This window comes from Gordonia sp. 34D (assembly GCF_056682775.1).
In genome coordinates this window covers 2,621,591-2,642,502 of record NZ_CM155293.1, presented here as the reverse complement: position 1 = coordinate 2,642,502, position 20,912 = coordinate 2,621,591, and the positions used below count along the sequence as shown (strand labels likewise).

Annotated in this window: 18 protein-coding genes; 4 read left to right on the top strand and 14 right to left on the bottom strand. The window is 64.8% G+C overall.

Going from position 1 to position 20,912, the window contains the following annotated elements:
* Positions 1–68 precede the first annotated feature (68 nt).
* Positions 69–488, top strand: a complete 420-nt coding sequence (locus AC1L34_RS12270; protein WP_424294767.1) for a hypothetical protein — start codon at positions 69–71, stop codon at positions 486–488.
* 135 nt (positions 489–623) lie between these two features.
* On the top strand, positions 624–1,163 hold the full coding sequence (locus tag AC1L34_RS12265) for a hypothetical protein (protein WP_480034813.1): 540 nt from the start codon (positions 624–626) through the stop codon (positions 1,161–1,163).
* A gap of 26 nt (positions 1,164–1,189) precedes the next feature.
* On the opposite strand, the gene AC1L34_RS12260 is transcribed toward AC1L34_RS12265, so the two are convergent.
* From AC1L34_RS12260 to AC1L34_RS12230, 7 genes are all read right to left on the bottom strand, one after another.
* On the bottom strand, positions 1,190–2,785 hold the full coding sequence (locus tag AC1L34_RS12260) for an acyl-CoA synthetase (protein WP_480034812.1): 1,596 nt from the start codon (positions 2,783–2,785) through the stop codon (positions 1,190–1,192).
* A gap of 99 nt (positions 2,786–2,884) precedes the next feature.
* On the bottom strand, positions 2,885–5,092 hold the full coding sequence (locus AC1L34_RS12255) for an AAA family ATPase (RefSeq protein WP_480034811.1): 2,208 nt from the start codon (positions 5,090–5,092) through the stop codon (positions 2,885–2,887).
* A 4-nt stretch (positions 5,093–5,096) separates the two neighbouring features.
* Positions 5,097–6,137, bottom strand: coding sequence for a CDP-alcohol phosphatidyltransferase family protein (locus AC1L34_RS12250; RefSeq protein ID WP_424294774.1), 1,041 nt, complete (start codon positions 6,135–6,137; stop codon positions 5,097–5,099).
* Positions 6,137–6,874 (bottom strand): phosphatidylserine decarboxylase, encoded by a 738-nt coding sequence (locus AC1L34_RS12245; protein ID WP_424294776.1) that lies wholly within the window; start codon positions 6,872–6,874, stop codon positions 6,137–6,139. Before AC1L34_RS12245 ends, AC1L34_RS12250 begins: the two co-directional genes overlap by 1 nt.
* 203 nt (positions 6,875–7,077) lie before the next feature.
* Positions 7,078–7,536, bottom strand: a complete 459-nt coding sequence (locus AC1L34_RS12240; protein WP_424322860.1) for an SRPBCC family protein — start codon at positions 7,534–7,536, stop codon at positions 7,078–7,080.
* A gap of 128 nt (positions 7,537–7,664) precedes the next feature.
* Positions 7,665–8,780: an acyl-CoA dehydrogenase family protein gene (locus AC1L34_RS12235; RefSeq protein ID WP_424297587.1), complete on the bottom strand. Its 1,116-nt coding sequence runs from the start codon at positions 8,778–8,780 to the stop codon at positions 7,665–7,667.
* A gap of 40 nt (positions 8,781–8,820) precedes the next feature.
* A complete protein-coding gene (locus AC1L34_RS12230; RefSeq protein ID WP_424297585.1) occupies positions 8,821–10,011 on the bottom strand; it encodes an acyl-CoA dehydrogenase family protein in 1,191 nt (396 codons plus the stop codon).
* 81 nt (positions 10,012–10,092) lie between these two features.
* On the opposite strand from AC1L34_RS12230, the gene AC1L34_RS12225 reads away from it, so the two are divergent.
* Positions 10,093–11,499, top strand: a complete 1,407-nt coding sequence (locus tag AC1L34_RS12225; protein ID WP_480034810.1) for an amidase — start codon at positions 10,093–10,095, stop codon at positions 11,497–11,499.
* A gap of 114 nt (positions 11,500–11,613) precedes the next feature.
* Here the strand turns inward: AC1L34_RS12225 and AC1L34_RS12220 are convergent, their stop codons facing one another.
* From AC1L34_RS12220 to AC1L34_RS12190, 7 genes are all read right to left on the bottom strand, one after another.
* Positions 11,614–13,245: a solute symporter family protein gene (locus AC1L34_RS12220; protein WP_480034809.1), complete on the bottom strand. Its 1,632-nt coding sequence runs from the start codon at positions 13,243–13,245 to the stop codon at positions 11,614–11,616.
* Positions 13,242–13,619 (bottom strand): DUF485 domain-containing protein, encoded by a 378-nt coding sequence (locus AC1L34_RS12215; protein ID WP_424297579.1) that lies wholly within the window; start codon positions 13,617–13,619, stop codon positions 13,242–13,244. Before AC1L34_RS12215 ends, AC1L34_RS12220 begins: the two co-directional genes overlap by 4 nt.
* A gap of 160 nt (positions 13,620–13,779) precedes the next feature.
* Entirely contained in the window at positions 13,780–15,507 is a 1,728-nt protein-coding gene (locus AC1L34_RS12210; RefSeq protein WP_424297591.1) for a sodium/solute symporter, read from the bottom strand.
* Entirely contained in the window at positions 15,507–16,016 is a 510-nt protein-coding gene (locus AC1L34_RS12205) for a hypothetical protein (protein ID WP_424297578.1), read from the bottom strand. The genes AC1L34_RS12210 and AC1L34_RS12205 overlap by 1 nt, the downstream gene beginning before the upstream one ends.
* Positions 16,017–16,020: 4 nt before the next feature.
* A complete protein-coding gene (locus AC1L34_RS12200) occupies positions 16,021–16,818 on the bottom strand; it encodes a LytR/AlgR family response regulator transcription factor (RefSeq protein WP_424297576.1) in 798 nt (265 codons plus the stop codon).
* The gene (locus tag AC1L34_RS12195; RefSeq protein ID WP_424297574.1) at positions 16,815–18,095 is read right to left on the bottom strand and encodes a sensor histidine kinase; all 1,281 of its coding nucleotides are present in this window, start codon (positions 18,093–18,095) and stop codon (positions 16,815–16,817) included. Before AC1L34_RS12195 ends, AC1L34_RS12200 begins: the two co-directional genes overlap by 4 nt.
* Positions 18,096–18,173: 78 nt before the next feature.
* Positions 18,174–19,835, bottom strand: a complete 1,662-nt coding sequence (locus tag AC1L34_RS12190; protein WP_424297572.1) for a class I adenylate-forming enzyme family protein — start codon at positions 19,833–19,835, stop codon at positions 18,174–18,176.
* A gap of 72 nt (positions 19,836–19,907) precedes the next feature.
* Here AC1L34_RS12190 and AC1L34_RS12185 point away from each other — a divergent pair, with 72 nt between their 5' ends.
* Positions 19,908–20,762, top strand: a complete 855-nt coding sequence (locus tag AC1L34_RS12185; protein WP_480034808.1) for a TetR family transcriptional regulator — start codon at positions 19,908–19,910, stop codon at positions 20,760–20,762.
* Positions 20,763–20,912 lie beyond the last annotated feature (150 nt).

Sequence of the window (20,912 nt, the reverse complement as noted above, 5' to 3'; positions counted from 1 at the left end):
TGGTGTCGAGAACGGATGGGCGGGGTGTCGCAGCGACGACGCGCTGGTTCTACCTTACCGTTTTGGGTATGAGGAACTTTCGCAGGCTGCTGCTGGTAGCGCTGATCGTGATGTGCATTGGCAGTGTCCTTGCCGCGTGCGGTGACGACAAGCAGGCCGCGCCGCCGGGCGTCGCCCTGCCCGGCGACTTCCCGCTGTCGGATGTTCCGCTGGTGGACGGGAACGTCCTGACCGCATCGGGTGAGTCACCGAAGTGGCAGGTCACGGTGCAGGGCAAGGCTGCGGACGGCAACGCATTCACCAATGCGGTTAGCAAGTTGACGGACGCCGGATATCAGGAATCGTCGCGTGTTGACGACCCGCAATCCCGTTCGGTGTTGCTGAGCAAAGACGTCGGCGACAAGCAGTTGTGGGTCAACGTCGGCCTGTCGGCCAACGCTTCTTCCGGTGCCTCGACGGTGATCTACCAGATCAGTCGCGCTGGCTAACCAGTCGCCGACCAATCTTGTGGGGGAGTGATGGCAGGAGGTCAGCAGGCGGTTTCCAGGGAGTTCACAGCGAGGGTCGGTTACCTGGTAGCTAACGGGCGACGAGGATGTTGCCCTTGACGCAGAGGATCCGAAGTGACCACTCCCCACGACCCGACTAACGACCCGACTAACGACCCGACTAACGACCCGTCCGAAGAGAATGGACCCGACCCCGCAGCGCAGCCGGTCGACGAGCAGCCCACCGACGCGATTCCCGCAGCCGAACCGGCGGTGCCGCCGGCTGCAGCCGCGCCAGCACCGCCTGTGCCGCCGACACCGCCCACAGCGGCCGTACCGGTCAACGACACGAAGCGGAAGTGGCTGTGGGCCGGAGCGGGTGTCGGTGCACTCGCCTGCCTGGGCCTGGCTTTCGGGCTCGGCTACATCACCGGAGATCAGACCGGTCATCACGGCGAGCGTGGAAACCATCACCGCATGGACGAGCGCGGCCACATGAACCGCGGCGGCCAGGAGATGCCCGGACAAGAGTTCGGCCGGGGCCGCTGGCGCATGGCGCCGCCGGAGCAGGGACAACAGAATCCCAATCAGCAGAACCCGCAACAGCAGACGCCCGGTCAGCAGACGCCCGGTCAGCAAACCCCGACCAGCACCGTCCCCAGCATTCCGGGTTAAGCCTTCGGGTTAGGTCTCCGTCAGCGTCAGGCCCTCTCGGAGAGGCCTTCGTGAGCCACGCGGAGGTCCTTCTTGAGGATCTTTCCTGACGGGTTCTTGGGGAGCGCATCGGCGAAGACCAGGTACTTCGGCCGTTTGTAGCCAGCCAAAACGCTCTCCACATGGGTGTTCACCTGGTCTTCAGTCAGGTTCACTCCGTCCTTCGGCACAACCACCGCGGCCACCGCCTCGATCCATTTCGGGTGGGGAACGCCGAATACTGCGACCTCGGCAACACCGTCGAGAAGGTAGATCGCCTCCTCTACCTCGCGGGAGGCGACATTCTCGCCACCGGTCTTGATCATGTCCTTTTTGCGGTCGACGACAGACAGGTAGCCCTCGGCGTCGATGATGCCGAGGTCGCCGGAGTGGAACCAGCCTCCGGCAAACGCGGCGGCGGTCTTCTCGTCGTCGCGGTAGTAGCCAAGGCACGCGTGCGGACTGCGATGCACAATCTCGCCGACTTCACCGGTGGGTACCGGATTCCCCTCGTCGTCGACGACCATCGTCTCCACGTTCAACGATGCCCGACCCGCCGATCCCGCGCGCTCCATCTGCTCGTGGGGTTGCAGGATCGTGGCCAGCGGTGACATTTCGGTCTGCCCGTAAAAGTTCCAGAGGTCCACCTCGGGCAGACGGCGGCTGATCTCGCGAAGCACCTCGACCGGCATGGCGGAAGCACCGTAGTAGCCCTTGCGCAGGGACGACAGGTCCCGGGCATCAAAATCCGGGTGGCGCAGGAGTGAAATCCACACGGTCGGCGGGCAAAACAGCTTGGTCGCACCGTGGTTTTCGATGGCAGCCAGAACGGAAGCCGGGTCCGGGCTGGGCAAGATAATGCTCGTCGCTCCGAGGTACACGTCGACCGATAGGAAGCAGTCGAGTTGGGCGCAGTGGTACAGCGGGAGCGAATGAATCTCGATATCGTCGGCGCTCATACCGCCGTCGACGATGCACGAAACATATTGCGAAATCAGGGACTTCGACGACAGCAGCACGCCCTTCGGACGTGATTCGGTACCGGAGGTGAACATCATCCGCACGGGGTCGTCGTCGCCGACGGCCACCTGCGGTGCCGCCGCATCGGGATGTGCGATCCAATCGGCGACATCCTCCCAACCGTCCGTCGCTGAGTCGGTGAGCTTGATGGCGCCTCGTACGGCGTCGATCCCGGCTGTGTCGATCGCCGCCCCGACAGTCGGTGTCAGGGCGTCCTCGGCGACGACAATGCTTGAGCCCGAATGGCTGAGGATGAACGCGATTTCTTCGGCACCGAGGCCAAAGTTGATGGGAACCAACACCACACCGAGGCGGGCCGTCGCGAACCCGAGCACGACGAACTGCCAGCAGTTATGGCTCACGAGCGCCAGGCGGTCGCCCTGGGCGAGGCCGCGTTCTGTGAGCGCATTGGCGCATCGGTTCACGGCTTCGTCGAACTCGGCGAACGTCAGCGTGGTGTCGCCGTTGATGATGGCGGTTTTGGATGGCGTGCGGAGTGCGGTTCGGCGCAGCAGGTCGCCGATCGTGTACGACCGCGCGGTGGCGACGGCAGCGGTGGTCTCTGGACTAAATCCGGTGGTCACGATCTCTCCTTGCAGAAATTACTTGGGTCTCCTAGTAATTCGTACAGGGGTCGGCCGATCCGCGAGGCAGTTTGGCGCAGTTCTTAACGGCCGGGCACGCTACTCGGCGCGACGCTGCGCGTACGCCTCGAGTTCAGCGACCTGAACCGGATCCAGCGATGGACGTACAGACTCGCGTGCGGTCGCGACATCGTCGGCGGTCACGGTCACGGCGTCGATGTCCCGGCGCATCGCAGCCAGGGCCGCCTCGCGCAGCAGTGCCGAACAGTCGGCAGCCGAATAGCCGTCGAGTTCTGCAGCCAGGGCCGCCAAGTCGATGTCGGCGAGGGGCACGTTTCGCGAGGCGGCGCGCAGGATGTCGGCGCGGGCTTCGGCGTCCGGTGGCGGCACAAAGACCAGGCGTTCGAGCCGACCGGGCCGCAGGAGTGCCGGGTCGATCAAGTCGGGGCGGTTGGTGGCTCCGAGAACGACGACGTCGGTGAGGGGTTCGGCGCCGTCGAGTTCGGTCAGCAGGGCGGCCACCACGCGGTCGGCGACGCCCGAATCGGTGGATCCGCCGCGACGCGGGGCGAGAGCGTCGACCTCGTCGAGGAAAATCATGGACGGTGCGCTCTCGCGGGCCCGCGTGAACAGATCGCGGACGGCCCGCTCAGATGAGCCGACCCACTTGTCGAGCAACTCGGCACCCTTGACGCTGTGGACCGACAGTTTGCCGGAAGCAGCGAGTGCGCGAACCACGAAGGTCTTGCCGCAGCCGGGCGGCCCGTAGAGCAGCACACCGCGCGGGGGTTCCACACCGAGTCTGGTGAAGGTGTCGGGGTGCTGCAGCGGCCACAGGACAGCTTCGGTGAGTGCCTGGCGGGTCTCGACCATGTCGCCGACATCGTCGAGCGTGATCGATCCCAGTGCCACATCCGGTGACCCCAAGCGCGACGCGGGGCGGACCACACCGAGAGCTTCGATGAGGTCTTCGGTGCGCAAGGCAGGGGGTTCGTCGTCGCGGGTAGCGCGGGTCGCGGCCCGTAGCGCGGCATCGCGAATCAGGGCGGCGAGGTCGGCGGCGACAAATCCCGGGGTGCGCGAGGCGATCTCGTCGAAATCGATACGACCATCGGTCGGCGCGTCCGATGCGATCGCGTGCAGCAGACGAGAGCGTTGAGCGGCGTCGGGCAGGCCGATCCGCAGTTCGCGGTCGCACAGGTCGGGTTCGCGGAGTCGGGAGTCGAGGTCGCCCGGATCGGACGTGGTGGCCATGAGGGCGACCGTGCCATCGGCGATGCCATCGCGCAGGTCTTGCAAGATCAGCGACGCCACGGGATCGGCGGTGCCGGGGAGCAGTTTGTCGATGTCGGTAATGAGCAGGACGCCACCGTCAGAGAGCTGGGCGAGGGCGTCTTGGACGGCGCCGCGGCGCGGCTCGGCGGTCAGCGCACCAACCGAGGGGCCATCGACTTCGGCGAGTGGACGGCCTTGGCAGACCGACCGCACGACCGTCGCCTTCCCGACCCCGGTCGGACCGGAAACCAGCACGCCGAGGCGTGGCGCGGCCCCAAGTTTGCGGAGCACATCGGGGTTGTCGAGGTTCACCTCGAGCCACTCGGTGAGACGAGCGACCTGGGTGTCAACGCCCACCAGGTCGGAGGTCGGGCGCACCGACCTCGGAGCCGGGGGCTGCGTCGAACCGTCACCGGTCGAGGCTTTCCCGGTGGCCGCAGGCGTCGAATCCCGTCGACCAGCGGTGATCGGCGCGTCGCCGGTGTGCCACAAGACTGCCGAATTGGTTTGCACACTGACCGGGCCCGCCGGCACGGTTTCGGTGATCGTCAGCAACTCGTTGGTCCAGGTGATCCCGACCGAGCGGGCCAGCGACGCGGTGGCTTTGGACGCCGACAGTTCCGGTCCGAGGTCTCGGGGCAGCAGTGAGACGGTGTCGCCAACGCTCACGACCTTCCCCAGGAGTGCCCGTCGCAAGGTCGGTTCTGTGATGGAGACAGTGGTCAGTGCCGAGCCCTGGACGCTCACGCGCGTCGCGCCGTGAACTACCACGGGTGCCACCACGACCTGCTCATTCTCGCGAATCCCGAGGTTCGAGAAGGTGAGCTCGTCGAGCTGGATCAGGCCCGTCGGTGCGCTGGCGGACGTCGCGGCGACCACCGCGGAGGTGACGCGCGCACCGGTGAGTTGAACGGCATCCCACTCGCGCAACGACAGCGCGACGAGGACTTCGGGATGCACACGCACGATGCCGCGTCGAGAGTCGGCTGCGGCGATCTGCAGTCGCGCGGTCAGGGTCAGCGATGGCGTCATCTTCTCAGTCCTCGGGTGGGCCCTGCGGGCGCCGCAGACCCAGACGCGCCGTTGACGGGGCACGACCGCCGCGCGCGGGCATACCGCGACGGCGGGTTCCGGCCGCGACGGCCTGCCTGCGTTCGTCACGGCGTTGTAGGCGCCGGTCGCGGGCCGGTGCTTCCCAGTGCTCGGGGTGTGCGGCGGCCCACCGTTGGGTGCGCCACGCGAACGGAATGTGCACCAGATAAACCACCACGATGATGATCATCAGCAGGTAGGGGAAGGTGAAGAGCAGGGCGGCGGCTGCGGCGACGATGAAGAGAATGCCGGCCAGCGCGCTGGGGCGAATATTGGCGCCCTTCAGCGACAGCGTCGGGACGCGGCTAACGGCGAGGAGTCCGATAAACACCATCCACGCGCCGACGGCGGGCACGGACGACCACCATCCGCTCCCGAAATGCTGCTCGAGGCCGATCGGCAACAGGGCCATGACGGCGGCGGCCGGAGCCGGAACGCCGACGAAGTAGTCCTTCGTGTATCTGGGCGCGTTGTCGTCGTCGAGCAGGGTGTTGAACCTGGCGAGCCGCAGCACGATGGCCACGCAATACAGGAGTGCCAAGATCCAGCCGAAGTCTTGGGCCGCCGACGACGATGCGTCACGGAGCACGACTGCGTACACGATTAGCGCGGGCGCGACACCGAAGTTGATCGCATCGGCGAGCGAGTCGACTTCGGCACCGATCTTGGTTGACGCATCCATCAGCCGAGCCACGCGGCCGTCGAGGCCGTCAAAGACCGCGGCTAGCACCAGCAGTCCCATCGCGAGGTCAACCTGGCCGACGTCGGCGGACCGCACGGCAGTCAGGCCAGCGCAGATCGCGAGGATGGTCAGCGTCGACGGCACGATCATCCGGCCGGCGCGGGCCGATCGGGAGGCGCGTGAGCGTGCCGATCTGGGGTCCGAAGAGGCGGTGGGGTCGGACAGCGAGTTGTCTACGGTACGGCGCAACGAACGCTTGCGCGGGGTCACCGAAGGGCTGCGCAGGGCCCGGATGCGGGCCATCAGCGTCCCGACTTCTGCACTGCAGGCAGCTGTCCCAGGATGGTTTCGGCACCAACGGCGCGCTGTCCGACGGTCACCTTCAGTTCGGTGCCTTCCGGGAAGTACACGTCGACGCGGGAGCCGAATCGGATGAGACCGTAGGTGTCGCCGATCGTCAGCTGGTCACCGGGCGCCGGGTCGCAGACGATGCGTCGAGCGATCAGTCCGGCGATCTGCACGACACCGACCCGGGGGCCGGATGCGTCGGCACCAGCCGCGATGGTCATCGCGGTGCGTTCGTTTTCGCTGCTTGCTTCCGGCAGGTCGGCTGAGAGGAACTTGCCGGGGGTGTGCTGCACGGACAGGACTCGGCCCGAGATCGGGACTCGCTGAACGTGGACGTCGAATACCGACAGGAAGGTAGAAACGCGGGGGAGCGGTTTGTCGCCGAGGCCCAGTTCGGGCATCGGGATCGCCTCGTCGACGAGAGCGATGGTGCCGTCGCCCGGTGCTACGACGAGGCCGTCGCCGGTCGGAGGTACGCGGCTGGGGTGGCGAAAAAACAGGGCCGATGCGCCCGCAAGGGCCATGGCGGGACGCGAAATCCAGGGGTGCTTGCGGCCGAGGACCGCGACTGCGGCCGGTCCGACGACGAAGGGGAGTCCCTTCGGGTGCAGTGGCGGGACCGTTTCGCGAAACAGGTCGACGAGGTGGGCAAGGCCTTCGCGGTCGTCGGGTTGGGCGGGACGTCGAGCCACCGGTTCTGCACTCCTAGATAGAGGTCGCCGTCCCGAGGTAATCGGGCTTGGCGGTAGTGGTGTCGAGTTTAATCGCCCGCGGGGCGAGCACCGCATCGTGTGGCCTACCGCTGGTCACGAAAATAGTTTTCCCCGCCCGGCGTTGACGGGGTCGCAGGCGACCACCGCCGGTGCTGAGCGGGGAAAACTCTGGCAGGAAGCGACTATGCCTGGGCGGCGCGCTTGATCTTGCCGAGCGTCTCGCGGATCCCCTCGGCGAGCTCGGCCTCAAAAGAGGTTTCGCCTCCGAAAACCTTGTCTACCAGGGTCGATGACAGCTTTGTGGTCTGGCCGCCCGCCGCAGTGCGGCTTTCGGTCAGCTGCACGCCGGCGTCGGTCGGGGTGATCTTGAAAGCCCACACGGTCTTGTTTTCGGCGATCTTGAAAGCAAGCTCTTCGTTCGGCTTGAAGGTGACGACCTTCGACCGCGTCGGCCATACGAGGGCGCCGCTGCGGTTGATGTTGAACGTCTTGGTGCCCAACTTCACGTCGCCGCCGAAGATAAACATCTTCTTGCACTGCGGACTCCACTCGCCCATGCGGCGCAGATCGCTGATGACCGACCAAACCTGTTCCGGCGTGGCCGCGATTTCGACGGAGTCTTCGATCAGAGTTGTAGCCATAGTTTCCTCCTTGGCGGTTGCCGTCCCACAGACGGCAAGTGCGTCCCGCGCGTTACGGAACAGTGCTGCCGGTCACTCTAGTGCATGTGACGCAAGGTCACACCTTCTAGGGTGGCTGGCAAGCGCGGTTACTCGACGACCACCATGTCGTAGTCGGCGACCGCACCCGACAGGCGCTGCAGATGACTGTCCGCATCGCCCAGCGTGTGACTGATCGCGGTCAACCTGCTCACGTAGTGCGCCACCGGGTACTCGGCGGTCATGCCGATACCGCCGTGCATCTGGATAGCTTCCTCTCCGATGTGCTTTCCCGAGCGTGCGGCTTGCAACCGGGCACGCGAGGCAATCGTCGGATCGAAGCGGTCGTCGGACAGTGCCGCCGTCGCGAAAACGCTCAGGCTGCTGGCCAATTCCAGCGACACGTACATGTCGGCGGCGCGGTGCGTCAGGGCCTGGAAAGTCGAGAGCGTGACACCGAACTGCTTGCGGGTCTTGAGGTATTCGGTGGTCATCGTCAGGCACGAGCGCATCGCGCCCACAGATTCCGCCGTCAAGGCGGCTTGGGTGTAGACCTCGACGTCGTTGATGACGGCGGTTGCATCGCCCGAACCGAGGCGAGTGGCGGCAGCGCCGTCGAAGGTAATTTGTGCGCCACGGCGACGGTCGTGGGTGCGGTAGCCAGTGCGGGAAACGCCATCGGCAGCGGCGTCGACCAAGTAGAGGCCAACTTCCCCGGCCTCATCGCGCGCCGAAACCACCAGCGTGTCGGCAGAATGGCCTGCCGGGACCAACGACTTGGTTCCGGTCAGAGCGCCATTCGCGAAGGCCGTTTCGACGGCATACGACGGCCAGCGGTCGCCGTTCTCGTGATGGGCAAAAGCCAACAGACGCTCGCCCGACGAGAGGCCCCCGACGATGTCGGCGCGGACATCGGCGTCGGCCGTCTTGGCGACCAGGAGGCCGGGCACCACCACCGCGTCGAGGAACGGTTCGGGCGCGATCGACGCACCAAACTCCTCCATGACGGGGGCGAGTTCTTCGGCTCCGGCACCGGTGCCGCCATCGGCCTCGTCGAACACCAAGCCCAAGATGCCGATCTCGGCGAGCGAGTTCCACACGCCGCGATCCCAGCCGAGTTCGGTGTCGGTGACGGCGCGCAGGGTCTCAATGTCGTACTTCTTGGTCAGTACTTCGCGAACGGTGTCGCGCAGCATGACCTGTTCTTCGGAAAGTTCAAATTCCATGGGTAATCCTTAACTCAAGTCTGGTCGGCGGCAGCCGCAATTACAGGCCGAGCACGGCCTTATCGATGATCTGACGCTGCACTTCCGATGACCCGCCGTAGATCGTCACCTTGCGGTAGTTGAGGTACTGCGGCGTTGCTCGCTGTGCCCAGTCGGGGCTCGAAATGTCTGCTGGCTCGTCGGCACCGTCGATGCCGGAAACCGGGAGGGAGTCCGGGCCCGCGATGTCGGCAAGCAACTCGGTGGCGGCCTGCTGCAACTCCGAGCCGCGGAGCTTCAGCAACGACGACGCCGGGTTCGGCTTACCGTCGCTCGATCCGGCGACCACCCGCAACTGCGTCACCTCGAGCGCCAGGAGCTCGTTCTCCAGGGCCGCGAGACGGGCGGCGAACAGCGGGTCGTCGAGCAGGGTTCCCTGCGGGGTGCGGGTGGCCTTGGCCAATTCCTTGGCTTGTGCAACCTTCGTCTTGGTCCACCCGATGCGGGCGATGCCGGACCGCTCGTTGCCCAAGAGGAACTTGGCGATCGTCCAACCAATGTTCTCCTCGCCGACCATGTACTCGGCCGGGACGCGCACGTTGTCGAAGAAGACCTCGTTGACCTCATAGCTGCCGTCAATTAGCTGGATGGGTCGCAATTCCACGCCGGGACTATCCATCCGGAACAGGAAGAAGCTAATACCTGCCTGCTTCTTGGCGTCCGGATCGGTGCGGGCGAGGCAGAAAATCCACTCGGCGAACTGACCGAGCGTGGTCCACGTCTTCTGTCCGTTGATGATGTAATGATCGCCGTCGCGAACGGCGCGCGTCTTCAGAGACGCCAGGTCGGAGCCGGCTTCGGGCTCGGAGAATCCTTGGCACCACCAGATGTCGAGGTTCGCGGTCTTCGGGAGGAACTCTTCTTTCAGCTTCTGTGAACCGAATGCGGCGATCACCGGGCCCACCATGCCCGCGTTGAACGGCAGAAGGTCGGGCACAAAGTTCAACGCCATCTCTTCGCGCCAAATGTGGTGCTGGATCGGCGTCCAATCTTGACCGCCCCATTCGACCGGCCAGTGCGGGACGGCGTAGCCACCCTTGTTGAGAGCCTGAGTCGTGGTGATCAGATCGTCCGGGTAATTAAGGGCCCCTGCCTTGGATCGCTCACGGATCTCCGCCGGAATCTCGGTCGTGAAGTACGTCCGGAGTTCCTGGCGGAAGGCTTCTTCTTCTGGTGTGAATTGCAACTGCATGTCAGTAGTCTTACCTGTTGATGTGTGTCGCCGTACAGCCTTGCCCGTTCCGCGGGGCGCCTGTCGGTTACGGTGAGCGCCATGTTGCATGTGCATGCGTTCACCGATGATTGCCTGGGCGAGCTCGATGCCGTAGGTGTTGCCCAATCGATCGCGGCGGGAGAAATCTCGCCGACCGAGGCGGCAAAAGCCGCGCTGGCCCGGATCGATGTCGTCGAACCCACCCTCGGGGCGGTGGCCTACGACGACCGCGAGCGGGCCCTCACACGCGCGGCAACGGGAGACTTCGGCGGCGCTTTCGCCGGCGTGCCGTCGTTGATCAAAAACAACACCCAGTTTGAGGGCATCCCCACGTTGTACGGGTCGGCCGCGCCGGCGGTCGTACCTGCTGCGGCGAACGAACCGGTTGCCGACGAACTGGTCGCGACGGGGTTGAACATTCTGGGGGCGACGACAATGCCGGCGTTCGGGTTGACGGCGACAACGGAGTTTGCGGACCGGGCTCCGACGCGGAATCCGTGGAACACCGATTTCTCGTCCGGGGCGTCGTCGGGCGGGGCGGCAGCGTTGGTGGCGTCGGGTGCGGTGCCCATCGCGCACGGCAACGACGGTGGCGGCTCCATTCGGATTCCGGCCGCGGCGTGTGGGCTCGTCGGATTGAAGCCGACCCGAGGTCGGGTAGCGCAGTCTGCGCAGATGAAGGGCATGCCGATCGACCTGGTCAGCAATGGCGTTTTGACCCGCACGGTTCGCGACACGGCGCATTATTTTGCCGACCTGGAACGTCAACGTCGGGTGGATTCGTTGCCGCCGATCGGGCTCGTCGAAGGTCCGGGAACCAAACGGTTGCGGGTCGCGATGTTGAATGCGCCGCTGACGGGCCGCCTGTTGGATGCGGATACGAGCCGCGCGTTGGATGCCACCGTCGAACTGTTGGAGTCGTTGGGCCACCGGGTGACGACGATTCCGATGCCGATTGACCGGGCCTACATCAACCAGTTCACCGACTACTGGGCGCTGATGGCGTTCGGTATTGAACGGCTGGGTGCGCAGTCGATTGGAAAGGGTTTCGACCGGTCGAAGGTGGATCCGTTCACGAAGGGACTGTCGTCGCGGTTCATGAAGCGCTTCTACCGCTTGCCGAGCTCGATCATGGGGCTGAAGCGCGCGAACAAGGCCTTCCACGCGATTTTCGACAACTTCGACGTCGTCTTGTCGCCGACCCTCGCACATGCGGTCCCGGAGATTGGCCACCTGGATCCGAGCGGCGACTTCGACGAGATTTTCGCGCGCCTCATCGACTACGTGGCCTTCACTCCCGCCAACAACACCAGCGGCGGTCCCGCCATCACGGTGCCGCTCGGCCAGGGTTCCAACGGCGTCCCGGTGGGCATCCACTTCTCGTCCGACCTCGGCGACGAACGAACCTTGCTGGAATTGGCGTTCGAACTCGAGGCGGCGAAGCCGTTCGCGCGGATTCAGGACTAGCCCCACCGTCGCTCCGCTCCTCCTGTTCTCGCATGATGCGTCAATTCCCGCACTACGTCTGACGTAGTGCGGGAATCAACGCATCATGCGAGAACGTGAAGGCGAGTGGCACTCCTAGTGGGAGAGGGCTCCTTCCGCGCCGACGCCGGTGAGGGAGCGGACTTCCATTTCGGCGTTGCGGCCGGGTTCGCCATGATCCTTCGACGACAGCGTGCCGACGATGCCGAGGATGAAGGCCAGCGGGATGGAAATGATGCCGGGGTTCGACAGCGGGAACCACGCGAAATCGGCACTCGGGATCATGGCCTTCGGTCCACCGGAGACGGCGGGCGAGAAGATGATCAAGAGGATGCACGAGGCGAGACCGCCGTACATGCTCCACAGGGCGCCACGAGTGTTGAAGCGCTTCCAGTACAGCGAGTACAGGATGGTCGGCAGGTTTGCCGACGCGGCGACGGCGAACGCCAGCGCCACCAGGAAGGCAATGTTCTGGCCGTTGGCGAGAATGCCCAAGATGATGCTCAGCACGCCAAGGACCACAATGCACTGGCGTGAGACGCGCACCTGATCGTCTTCGCTCGCCGTGCCGCGCTTGATCACCGAGGCGTAAATATCGTGGGCGAACGACGCCGAGGCGGTGATGGCCAAACCAGCGACAACCGCCAGGATCGTTGCGAAGGCGACGGCCGAGATCACGCCCAGCAAAACGGTGCCACCGAGTTCGAGAGCCAGCAGCGGTGCGGCCGCATTTTCCTTGCCCGCGGCAGCCATGATGCGGTCCGGTCCGACCAGCGCCGCGGCACCGTAGCCGAGAACCAGCGTGAACAGGTAGAACGCACCGATCAGCGAGATCGCCCAGACCACCGAACGGCGGGCTTCCTTGGCGGTCGGAACCGTGTAGAAGCGCATCAGGACGTGCGGCAGTCCTGCGGTACCGAGGACCAGAGCCAGGCCGAGCGACAGGAAGTTGATCTGTGAGGTCACCGACCCGCCGTACTGCGCGCCGGGAGCGAGAACGTCGCGAGCGGCAGTCTTGGCGTCCGACGATCCGCTCATCGCGGACTGCGCGTCGCCCATGATGGTCGACATATTGAAGCCAAACTTGGCGAGCACCAGGAACGTCATGACGCCGGCACCGATAATCAGCAGGACAGCCTTGATGATCTGCACCCAGGTGGTGCCCTTCATGCCGCCGATGAGAACGTAAGCGATCATCAGGACGCCAACGATGGCGATCACGATGGACTGACCGGTGCGGTCGTGGATGTTGAGCAGCAGCGCGACGAGGCCACCGGCACCCGCCATCTGTGCCAGCAAGTAGAACAGCGAGACGACGAGCGTCGACAGTGCGGCCGCCATGCGGACGGGGCGCTCATGGAGTCGGAAGCTCAGGACGTCGGCCATCGTGAACCGGCCCGTATTTCGGAGGAGTTCGGCGACCAGCAGGAGTGCGACCAGCCAGGCGACCAGGAAACCGATTGAGTAGAGGAAGCCGTCGTAGCCGTAGACGGCGACAGCGCCCGCGATGCCTAGGAAGCTGGCGGCCGACAGGTAGTCACCCGCGATAGCGACGCCGTTCTGCGGCCCGGTGAAACCGCCACCGGCGGTGAAGAACTCGGAGGCGGAGGCATTCTTCCGGTTGGCGCGAATCACGACAACCATGGTTACGGCGACGAAGGCAATGAAGATGGCGATATTGATGGTCGGGTTACCGACGTTGGATTCGGCCAACACGTTGGTGGTCACGCGATCTCACCTGCTTCGCGGGCGTAGGTGCCGTTGGCGAAGTTGTCACGAACCACTTCTGCCTTGGGGTCCAGATCACGTCCCGCGAAGCGGACGTACAGGAAGGTAATGCCGAATGTGGTGACGAACTGCAGCAAACCCAGCAGGAGCCCGACGTTGATGTTGCCCCACACGGGAGTGCCCATGAAGTCGTGGGCGAAAGCGCCGAGGATGACGTAGGTGAAGTACCAAAGGAGGAAGAAGACCGTCATCGGGAATACGAACCGGGTCAGGGTCTTGCGCAGTTGCGCAAACTCCGGACTGGCTTGCGCGGCGAGGAATGCGTCCTGCGACGGACTCACATTCGCGTCCGCGGCTTGATCTGTGGTGGTCACGATCGCTCCTTCTCTGAAGTGGACTGGCAGTACAAACTGCTTCAAAGCATGAGTGAGAGGACGGTCACAACTAAAGCGATCTGTGATTGAGGCGACGGACTGGGGGCCTCGTGCGATTAACGGTGCGTGCTGGAGGACGAACGGTGACGCATTTTGTCGGCTACGGCGTCCGTTCGACGCCCAGGCCAAGCCGTTCGGGCACGTGCATGCGGGCGAAAGCGCCAGCGGTGCCCGCTGGGATGCGAGCGCGGGTCACTAGGCTGACCAGCACCATTGTTGCGAACGTGAGGGGTACCGTTACCGCAGCGGGGTAACTGGCAATGACGGCGAGCCAGCCGTCGTCGTCGGTGATGATTCCGGTGACGGAAATGCCGACGGCGACCGCCGAGGTGATAGCGCCGATGGCCAGTCCGCTGATCGCGCCGACTGCGGTGAGGCCCCGCCACCAGATACCGAGGACCAGAAGTGGGCACAGGGTGGACGCGGACACCGCGAACACGAGGCCGACTGATCGGGACAATTCCAGGCTGCCCGCACCGAGGGCTATGCCGATCGGGATGGTGCCGCCAATCAGCGCGCAGATCCGAAAGGAACGGACTCCGGCGGGCATCAAGTCGGTCGACATGACGCCCGCGATGCTGACGAGTAGGCCCGACGACGTGGCCAGGAACGCGGCCATAGCGCCGGCTGCGACGAGCGCCGACAGCCCGATCGCGAGGATGCCTCCGGTAGCGGACGACGGCAGCAGGAGCACCGAAGCGTCTGCGGTGCCCGTTGCGAGAAGTTGCGGAACCCACACCCGAGCTAAGACACCGAGCACCGTGGGGAAGAAATAAAACACCGACAGCGCGGCGATCACGTTCAACGCGGTACGACGTGCGGCCCTACCGTCTGGGTTGGTGTAGAACCGGACCAGCACATGCGGCAGGCCCATCGCGCCAAGGAATGTCGCGATGATCAGCGACAACACCTGGTACAGGGGATGGCCGCCGCCGAGGCCGCCGCCGGATGTCATCCACGCCGACCCTGTCTGCGGGGCTCCGGCAACGACGGGGGTGGCGGCTCCGGCGTCGAGGTCGATGACGGAGCCGCGACTGAGTTGGTGCATCCCCGCAGTCAGGGGTGCGTTCGCGACGACGACATCGTCGACGGTCCCGGTGACGCGGACGCCGACCGGATCGGTGACTGATACGTCGACGGGGGTGTCGATGCGGACGGTGGTTTCGGTGTGCACTCGCGGCGGCAGTGGGTCGCCGATCCGTTGCGGGCTGTTGAGGAAAATGGCACCGAGCACGATCACCGGGATAGCGACGGCGGTCAGTTTGAGCCAGTACTGGATGGCCTGGGCGAAAGTCACCGATCGCATGCCTGCGCCGACCACGTTGACGATCACCAGCAGTCCCGTCGCGACGATTCCCACCCACGGCGGAATGTGCAGCAGGATCTGCAACGTCAGCCCGGCCCCTTGCAATTGCGGAACCAGGTAGAGGACGCAGATAACGATGACGACGGCCATGGCGGCTTTGCGAGCGCGGACTGATCCGAGGCGGAACTCGGCGAAATCCGGCACGGTGTACGCGCCCGAACGGCGCAAGGGCGCGGACACGAACAGCAGCAGCGACAGGTAGCCGGCGGTGAAGCCGATCGGATACCAGAGGGCATCTGCACCGTATTTGGCGACCAGGCCAGCAACGCCGAGGAACGACGCCGCCGACAGGTATTCGCCCGCGATGGCGGCCGCGTTCCAGCCGGGTCCGATGCTGCGGGAAGCCACGAGAAAGTCGGAGGTGGAGCGCGCCCCACGACCGCCGTAGGCACCGACCGCAACGGTGCCCAGGGCCGCGAGAAGGATGGCGACGACGGTGAGGGCCGAAACGTGATCGGTCATCATCGGGCTGGTCCCTGCCCGTCCCGATTCGGGTCGTAACTGTTCCCGCTGCTGTCCCCGCCGTTAGGGTCGGCGCCGTTAGTGTCCCCGTTGTTGGTGTCCCCGTCGTTGGTATCCCCGTCGACGAGCCGGACGAAGTCGCGTTCGGCCTGCTCGGCGAGCCGGATGTAGAGGCGGCCCGCCAGGTACAGCAGGGGTAACGGCAACAGTCCCAGGATTAGCCAGTTGAGTGGCCACCCGAACACGGTCGCATGGCTGAACGGTTTGACGGTGGCGCCGATGAGGGGAATCGCCGCGAAAATTGCGAGTACCGCCAGCCCCAACCGCAACGACAGTCCCAGTTGGGCGCGAACGAGGCCGCGGACCAAATGCTCACCAATGTCGGTCTGTTCGGCAACTTCTACTCGAGTGCGAACAACGCGGGCACCGCGACGTTGAGACAAGACGACGCGTTCGCGTTGGCCGGCGCGGTCGCGGGCGGAATCGGAGCCCGACTCTCTGGGGGACATGAGGCTAGTCGCCGCCCTCGGCCCTCGGGGCGCGGAAGGTGCGGAGCGGATCGCGGACGAGTCGGTCTTTGAGTTCTCGGACCTGGCGTCGACTGACGGGGAGTTCCACCGCCGGTGATCGTCCGTTGGCTCGGACACGCACCATCGTCGTGGTGCCCGCTGAGCGCAGCCCGACGACCATCGGTAGCGAAACCAGGTACGAGCGGTGTACGCGTGCGAATCCTGCTCGTCGCCAACGAGATTCGAGAGTCGAAAGGGTGACGCGCACCAGATAAGACCCAGTGTCGGTGTGCAGGCGGGCGTAGTCGCCAACGGCCTCGATCCACGAGATCGAATCGCGCTGCACGAGTGATGTGACGCCTCCGAGTTCGACGGGGATTACGTCGTCGGCGGGCTCGTCCGGTTCGGTGGCAGCGGCGGGCTCGGCACCGTTATTGAGGGCCGCCACGATGCGGACCAGCGCTTGGTCGAGTCGTTCGCTGCGCAGCGGCTTCAACAGGTAGTCGACGGCACCGACATCGAAGGCTTCGACGGCTCGATCGTCGTGCGCGGTGACGAACACGATGATCGGGGGTGCGGTGTAGTTGGCAAGGACCGACGCCAATTCCATTCCGGAGAGGCCGGGCATTGAAATATCGAGGAATACGGCGTCGATGTGATGGTCGGCCAGTTCGCGGAGTGCTTCGGTCGCGTCGGACGCCTTGTAGACGGTGGTGACCGCATCGTGGCGGTCCAAGAGATATGTCAGTTCGTCAAGGGCGGGGATTTCGTCGTCGACTGCGAGGACGGTGAGCTCGGTCATCGTTTCGTCTCCTCGGAGGTCGGGGCGTTTCTCGACGGAGAAACTCCGCCAGGGCGGGTGCGACTGGTTGCCGGTGCGACGTGGATACCGGGCGCGAACTTGGGAACTCGCATGCTGACTTTAGTTCCGGCACCGATCGCGGTTTCGATAACGAGGCCGTAGTCGTTGCCGAACGCGGACCGCAGTCGTTGGTCGACGTTGGTGAGTCCAACGTGTGCACCGTCCGATTCCTGCGGTCCAGCGGGGTCGAGTGCGTCGATGGCCCCGGTCCGCAGCAGTTCGGGATCCATGCCGACGCCGTCGTCTTCGACGCTGAGGAGGCAGTCGGACCCCACATTGCGGGCGACGATGGAGATGGTCCCGTCGCGTCGGCCAGCCATGCCATGGCGGACGGCATTCTCGACAAGGGGCTGCAATGCCAAGAATGGAACCACGACGCCGAGGACTTCGGGAGCGACCTGGAGTTTCACCACGAGCCCGTCGCCGAACCGGGCGCGTTCGAGGGTGAGATAGCGGTCGATATTGCGGAGTTCGTCGGACAGCACGGTGTATTCACCCGCGGCCCGGAACGAGTAGCGGGTGAAGTCGGCGAAGTCGAGAATCAGTTCGCGTGCCCGTTCGGGATCGGTGCGGACAAATGAGGCAATGGTGTTGAGGGCGTTATAGATGAAGTGCGGGCTGATCTGGGCGCGCAGGGCGAGCACTTCGGCGCGATCCAGACGTGAGCGGGAGGCGTCGAGTTCGGCGAGCTGCAGTTGCCCGGACGCGTACCGGGCCACTTCGGTGATGGCACCGATGCGGCCGGGGCCGGGATTGGTGAGCGAGACCACGACGAGCGCACCGGCGCTGATGTCGTCGGAGAGCAGGGGAGCGGCCAATAGGCTGCGGGTGGGGCCCACGCCACCCCCGGGATTTGTCAGGACCGCGTGACGGCCATTGTCGAGGGCTTCGGATGCGAGGCGGGCGGCATCCCGGCGAAGCGGTGGCGTCCACAGGTCGATGTCGCCGTCGTAGGCGAGGAACGTTCCGTCGGCGGCGTAGAGGGCGAGACCGTCGGCACCGGTCAGGGTCCGCAGCGGGACAGCGGCGGCGGTCGCAGATTCTTCGGTCAGGCCATTTCGGAGCGAGCGAGCGGCGACGGCCGCAGTCTGCAGCGTGTTGTGAACGGCGCGCTCGTGCGGAGTGCTGACGACCCGGCGGGTCCGCAGGGCAACGACGATTAGTACGGCGGCGAGCACGACGCCCAGGGCCGTGATCGCAATCAGCTCAGCGGACATAGGGCATCACGGTTCGAGACTAGCTGCGGGGCGTGGTGCCTCTGGCATGAACGCCGCAGGTAGGTGCGGTCTTCCCGATCAGCGTAGGGCACGGCGCAGTAGCTTGCCGGTTGCGGTGCGCGGGAGCGCGGAGACGAACTCCACCTCGTGCGGGTACTTATAAGCCGCCAGATGATCTCGGCAGTAAGCGATCACCTCGCCCACAGTCATCGTCGCACCGGGGTTGGTCACGATGAAGGCTTTCACCGTTTCGCCACGGTACCCATCCGGTACGCCGATCACGGCAGCCTCCGCGATGGCCGGATGCGACTGCAATCGTCGCTCGACTTCCGACGGCCACACCTTGTATCCGGCGGCATTGATGATGTTCTTCTTGCGGTCGACGATGTAAAACCAACCGTTTGGATCCATAAACCCAACGTCCCCGGTGCGTAGAGAACCGCCGGAGAAGGCGTCGGCCGTTGCGACCGGATCGTTCCAGTAGCCGTGGATCACCTGTGGTCCGGTCGTCACCAATTCGCCGATCTCGCCGACCGGAAGGTCGTTGCCGTCGTCGTCGACGATCCGCACGATGGTGTCGAACACTGGTATTCCTACCGATAAGACCTCGAAATCGTCGCTGACCGGGGCGCTTACGCCCGGTGGAACCGCATGCGACGGCGAGGTTGTTTCGGTCTGTCCGTAAACGTTGTGGATGTAGCCACCGAGTCGTTCCTCAAGTCGGTCGGCGACGTCTGGTTCGATCGGTGCGCCACCGGAGTACCGCAATCGAAGTGAGGCAAGGTCGGATGCTTTGACGTCGGGGTCACCGGCAAGTGCGATGTACGCGGTGATCACCGCAACGCAGAACGCAGGCTGCCATTCGCGGCAGGCATCGGCGATGACCGTCGGATGAAACCGATGGGTCATGATCAGCGGCGACTGGTTAATCAATGCGGTGGCGACGGCACCGACCAATCCGGTTACGTGGAAGACGGGCGCGAGCGCGAGGACTGGTTCACCCGGACGCAATCCGGTCCAGTCTCGGTACACCTGTGCGTTGAACGCGAGGTTCGCATGGGTGATCTGGGCACCCTTGGATGGTCCCGTGGTACCCGATGTGCTGGCGAGGAGTGCGATGTCTGACGGCCCGACCCGCCGTTGCTGCGCTGCTGGTCCGCTGCCGACGGATGCTTCCGCGATGAGTGCCATCAGGTCGACCGTGTCGCCCGGCTTGCGGCGCCTTGTTCCGTCGAAGACTCGCGCATCATCGCGTGTCTGCCCGTCCAGTGCGGAGACAGTCACCACGATTCGCACTGATGTTGCCCCGGTGGCGAGGACGGCGCGGGCCCGGTCGGAGTACAGGTCGTCGAGGATGAGCAGTGCGGTGGGGGCGAAGGAGGCAAGGGCGTCGGACAGCTCATCGGACGTCGCCATCGGACTGATTGGAGTAGCCGTCCCGCCTGCTTTCCATGCTGCGATCACGCCGATAACAAACGCCGGATTGTTCTGCAGGCACAGGGCCAGGCGATCGCCCGCGCTGAACCCGCGGGCGATGAGAAACCAAGCGAGGGCATTTGCGGCGCGGTCGACTTCTGTCCAGGTGAGCGTTGAATCAAAGTAGTGAATCGCCGGAGAATGGGGAACTGCGGTGACAGCGGCATCGAACATATCGAGCGCCGTGGGGAAGGCGCGGCGCAAATGTGGGCCACGGTCCGCCGGGTAGGCCGTGAGCCACGGCCGTTGGTCGTAGCCGGTCATGGTGTCGAGTCTAAGTGGCACGTTCGGTTGTGCGGGCAGGTGAATCTGTTTGCACCGGCTAGCCTGTTCAGTATGGCTGAACAATCGTTGGGTGTCGGGGAATCGGTTCGACTCTTGCGTGTCCGACGCGGACTAACGTTGCGCAGCCTCGCGAAGGTTATCGGAGTCAGCGTCGGCACAATGAGCGCTATCGAGAACGGGAAGGTCGCGGTAACGATCGATCGGTTGCGCCAACTCGCGAACGCGCTGGGCGTCGATGCTGCCGCGCTGATGGATGTGCGGTCCGAGGCGCCTGTGGTAGCCGCCGATCCATCCTTGGCGTCCGTTGGTCAGCGGTGGCGCGAGTTTGGGCCGCTCGACCTTGATCCGGTGTTGGAAGCGGCGGTTGAGGCCTTCTCTGAAGTGGGCTACCACGGTGCAACCATGCGGATGATTGCGGACGCGGCAGATGTGGGTATCGCGGGGATCTATCGGCATCACCAAGGCAAGAAACAGCTGATCACGGCCATTGGTGAGGCGCTGGAGATTGACGCGGCATGGCGCGTGGAGGCCGCGGCGGCGGATTTTCGGGATGACCCGGCGCGAGCTTTCGGAGCGATGGTTGAGGCCCTTTCGCTGTGTCAGATTCATCGGCTGGAGCCAGCGTTGGTTATCGAAACCGAGTTGCGGCGGCTCGATGAATTGAGTCGGGAACGGATCGTCGCCCTGCGGCACGCCATGACCCGGAGGTTTGAAGTTGTTGCTACCGCCGCTACCGAATTGGGGCAGTTTGGGACGTCCTCGCCGGCGGGTACGGCGCGGACTGTTGTGGCGCTGTGTCGGGCGCTGCCGCTGCGGTTTGGGGGAGGATCTGCGCTCCCCGGTGCGAGTGTCGCGGAGGAGTATGCGAACTTGGCACTGCTCATGATGGTGGACAAAGTTCAGTAAAACTGAACAGATTGGCCTGCGCATCGAGGGAACAAAGTGCCAGGTAGAACCTTTTTTTGACACCTGTTGACAATCATCATCGAGTCTGTGATTCTCATCTCATCACCGACTGAACGAACGGTCGCTCGGTCGTCTGGCGGTGAATCTCGA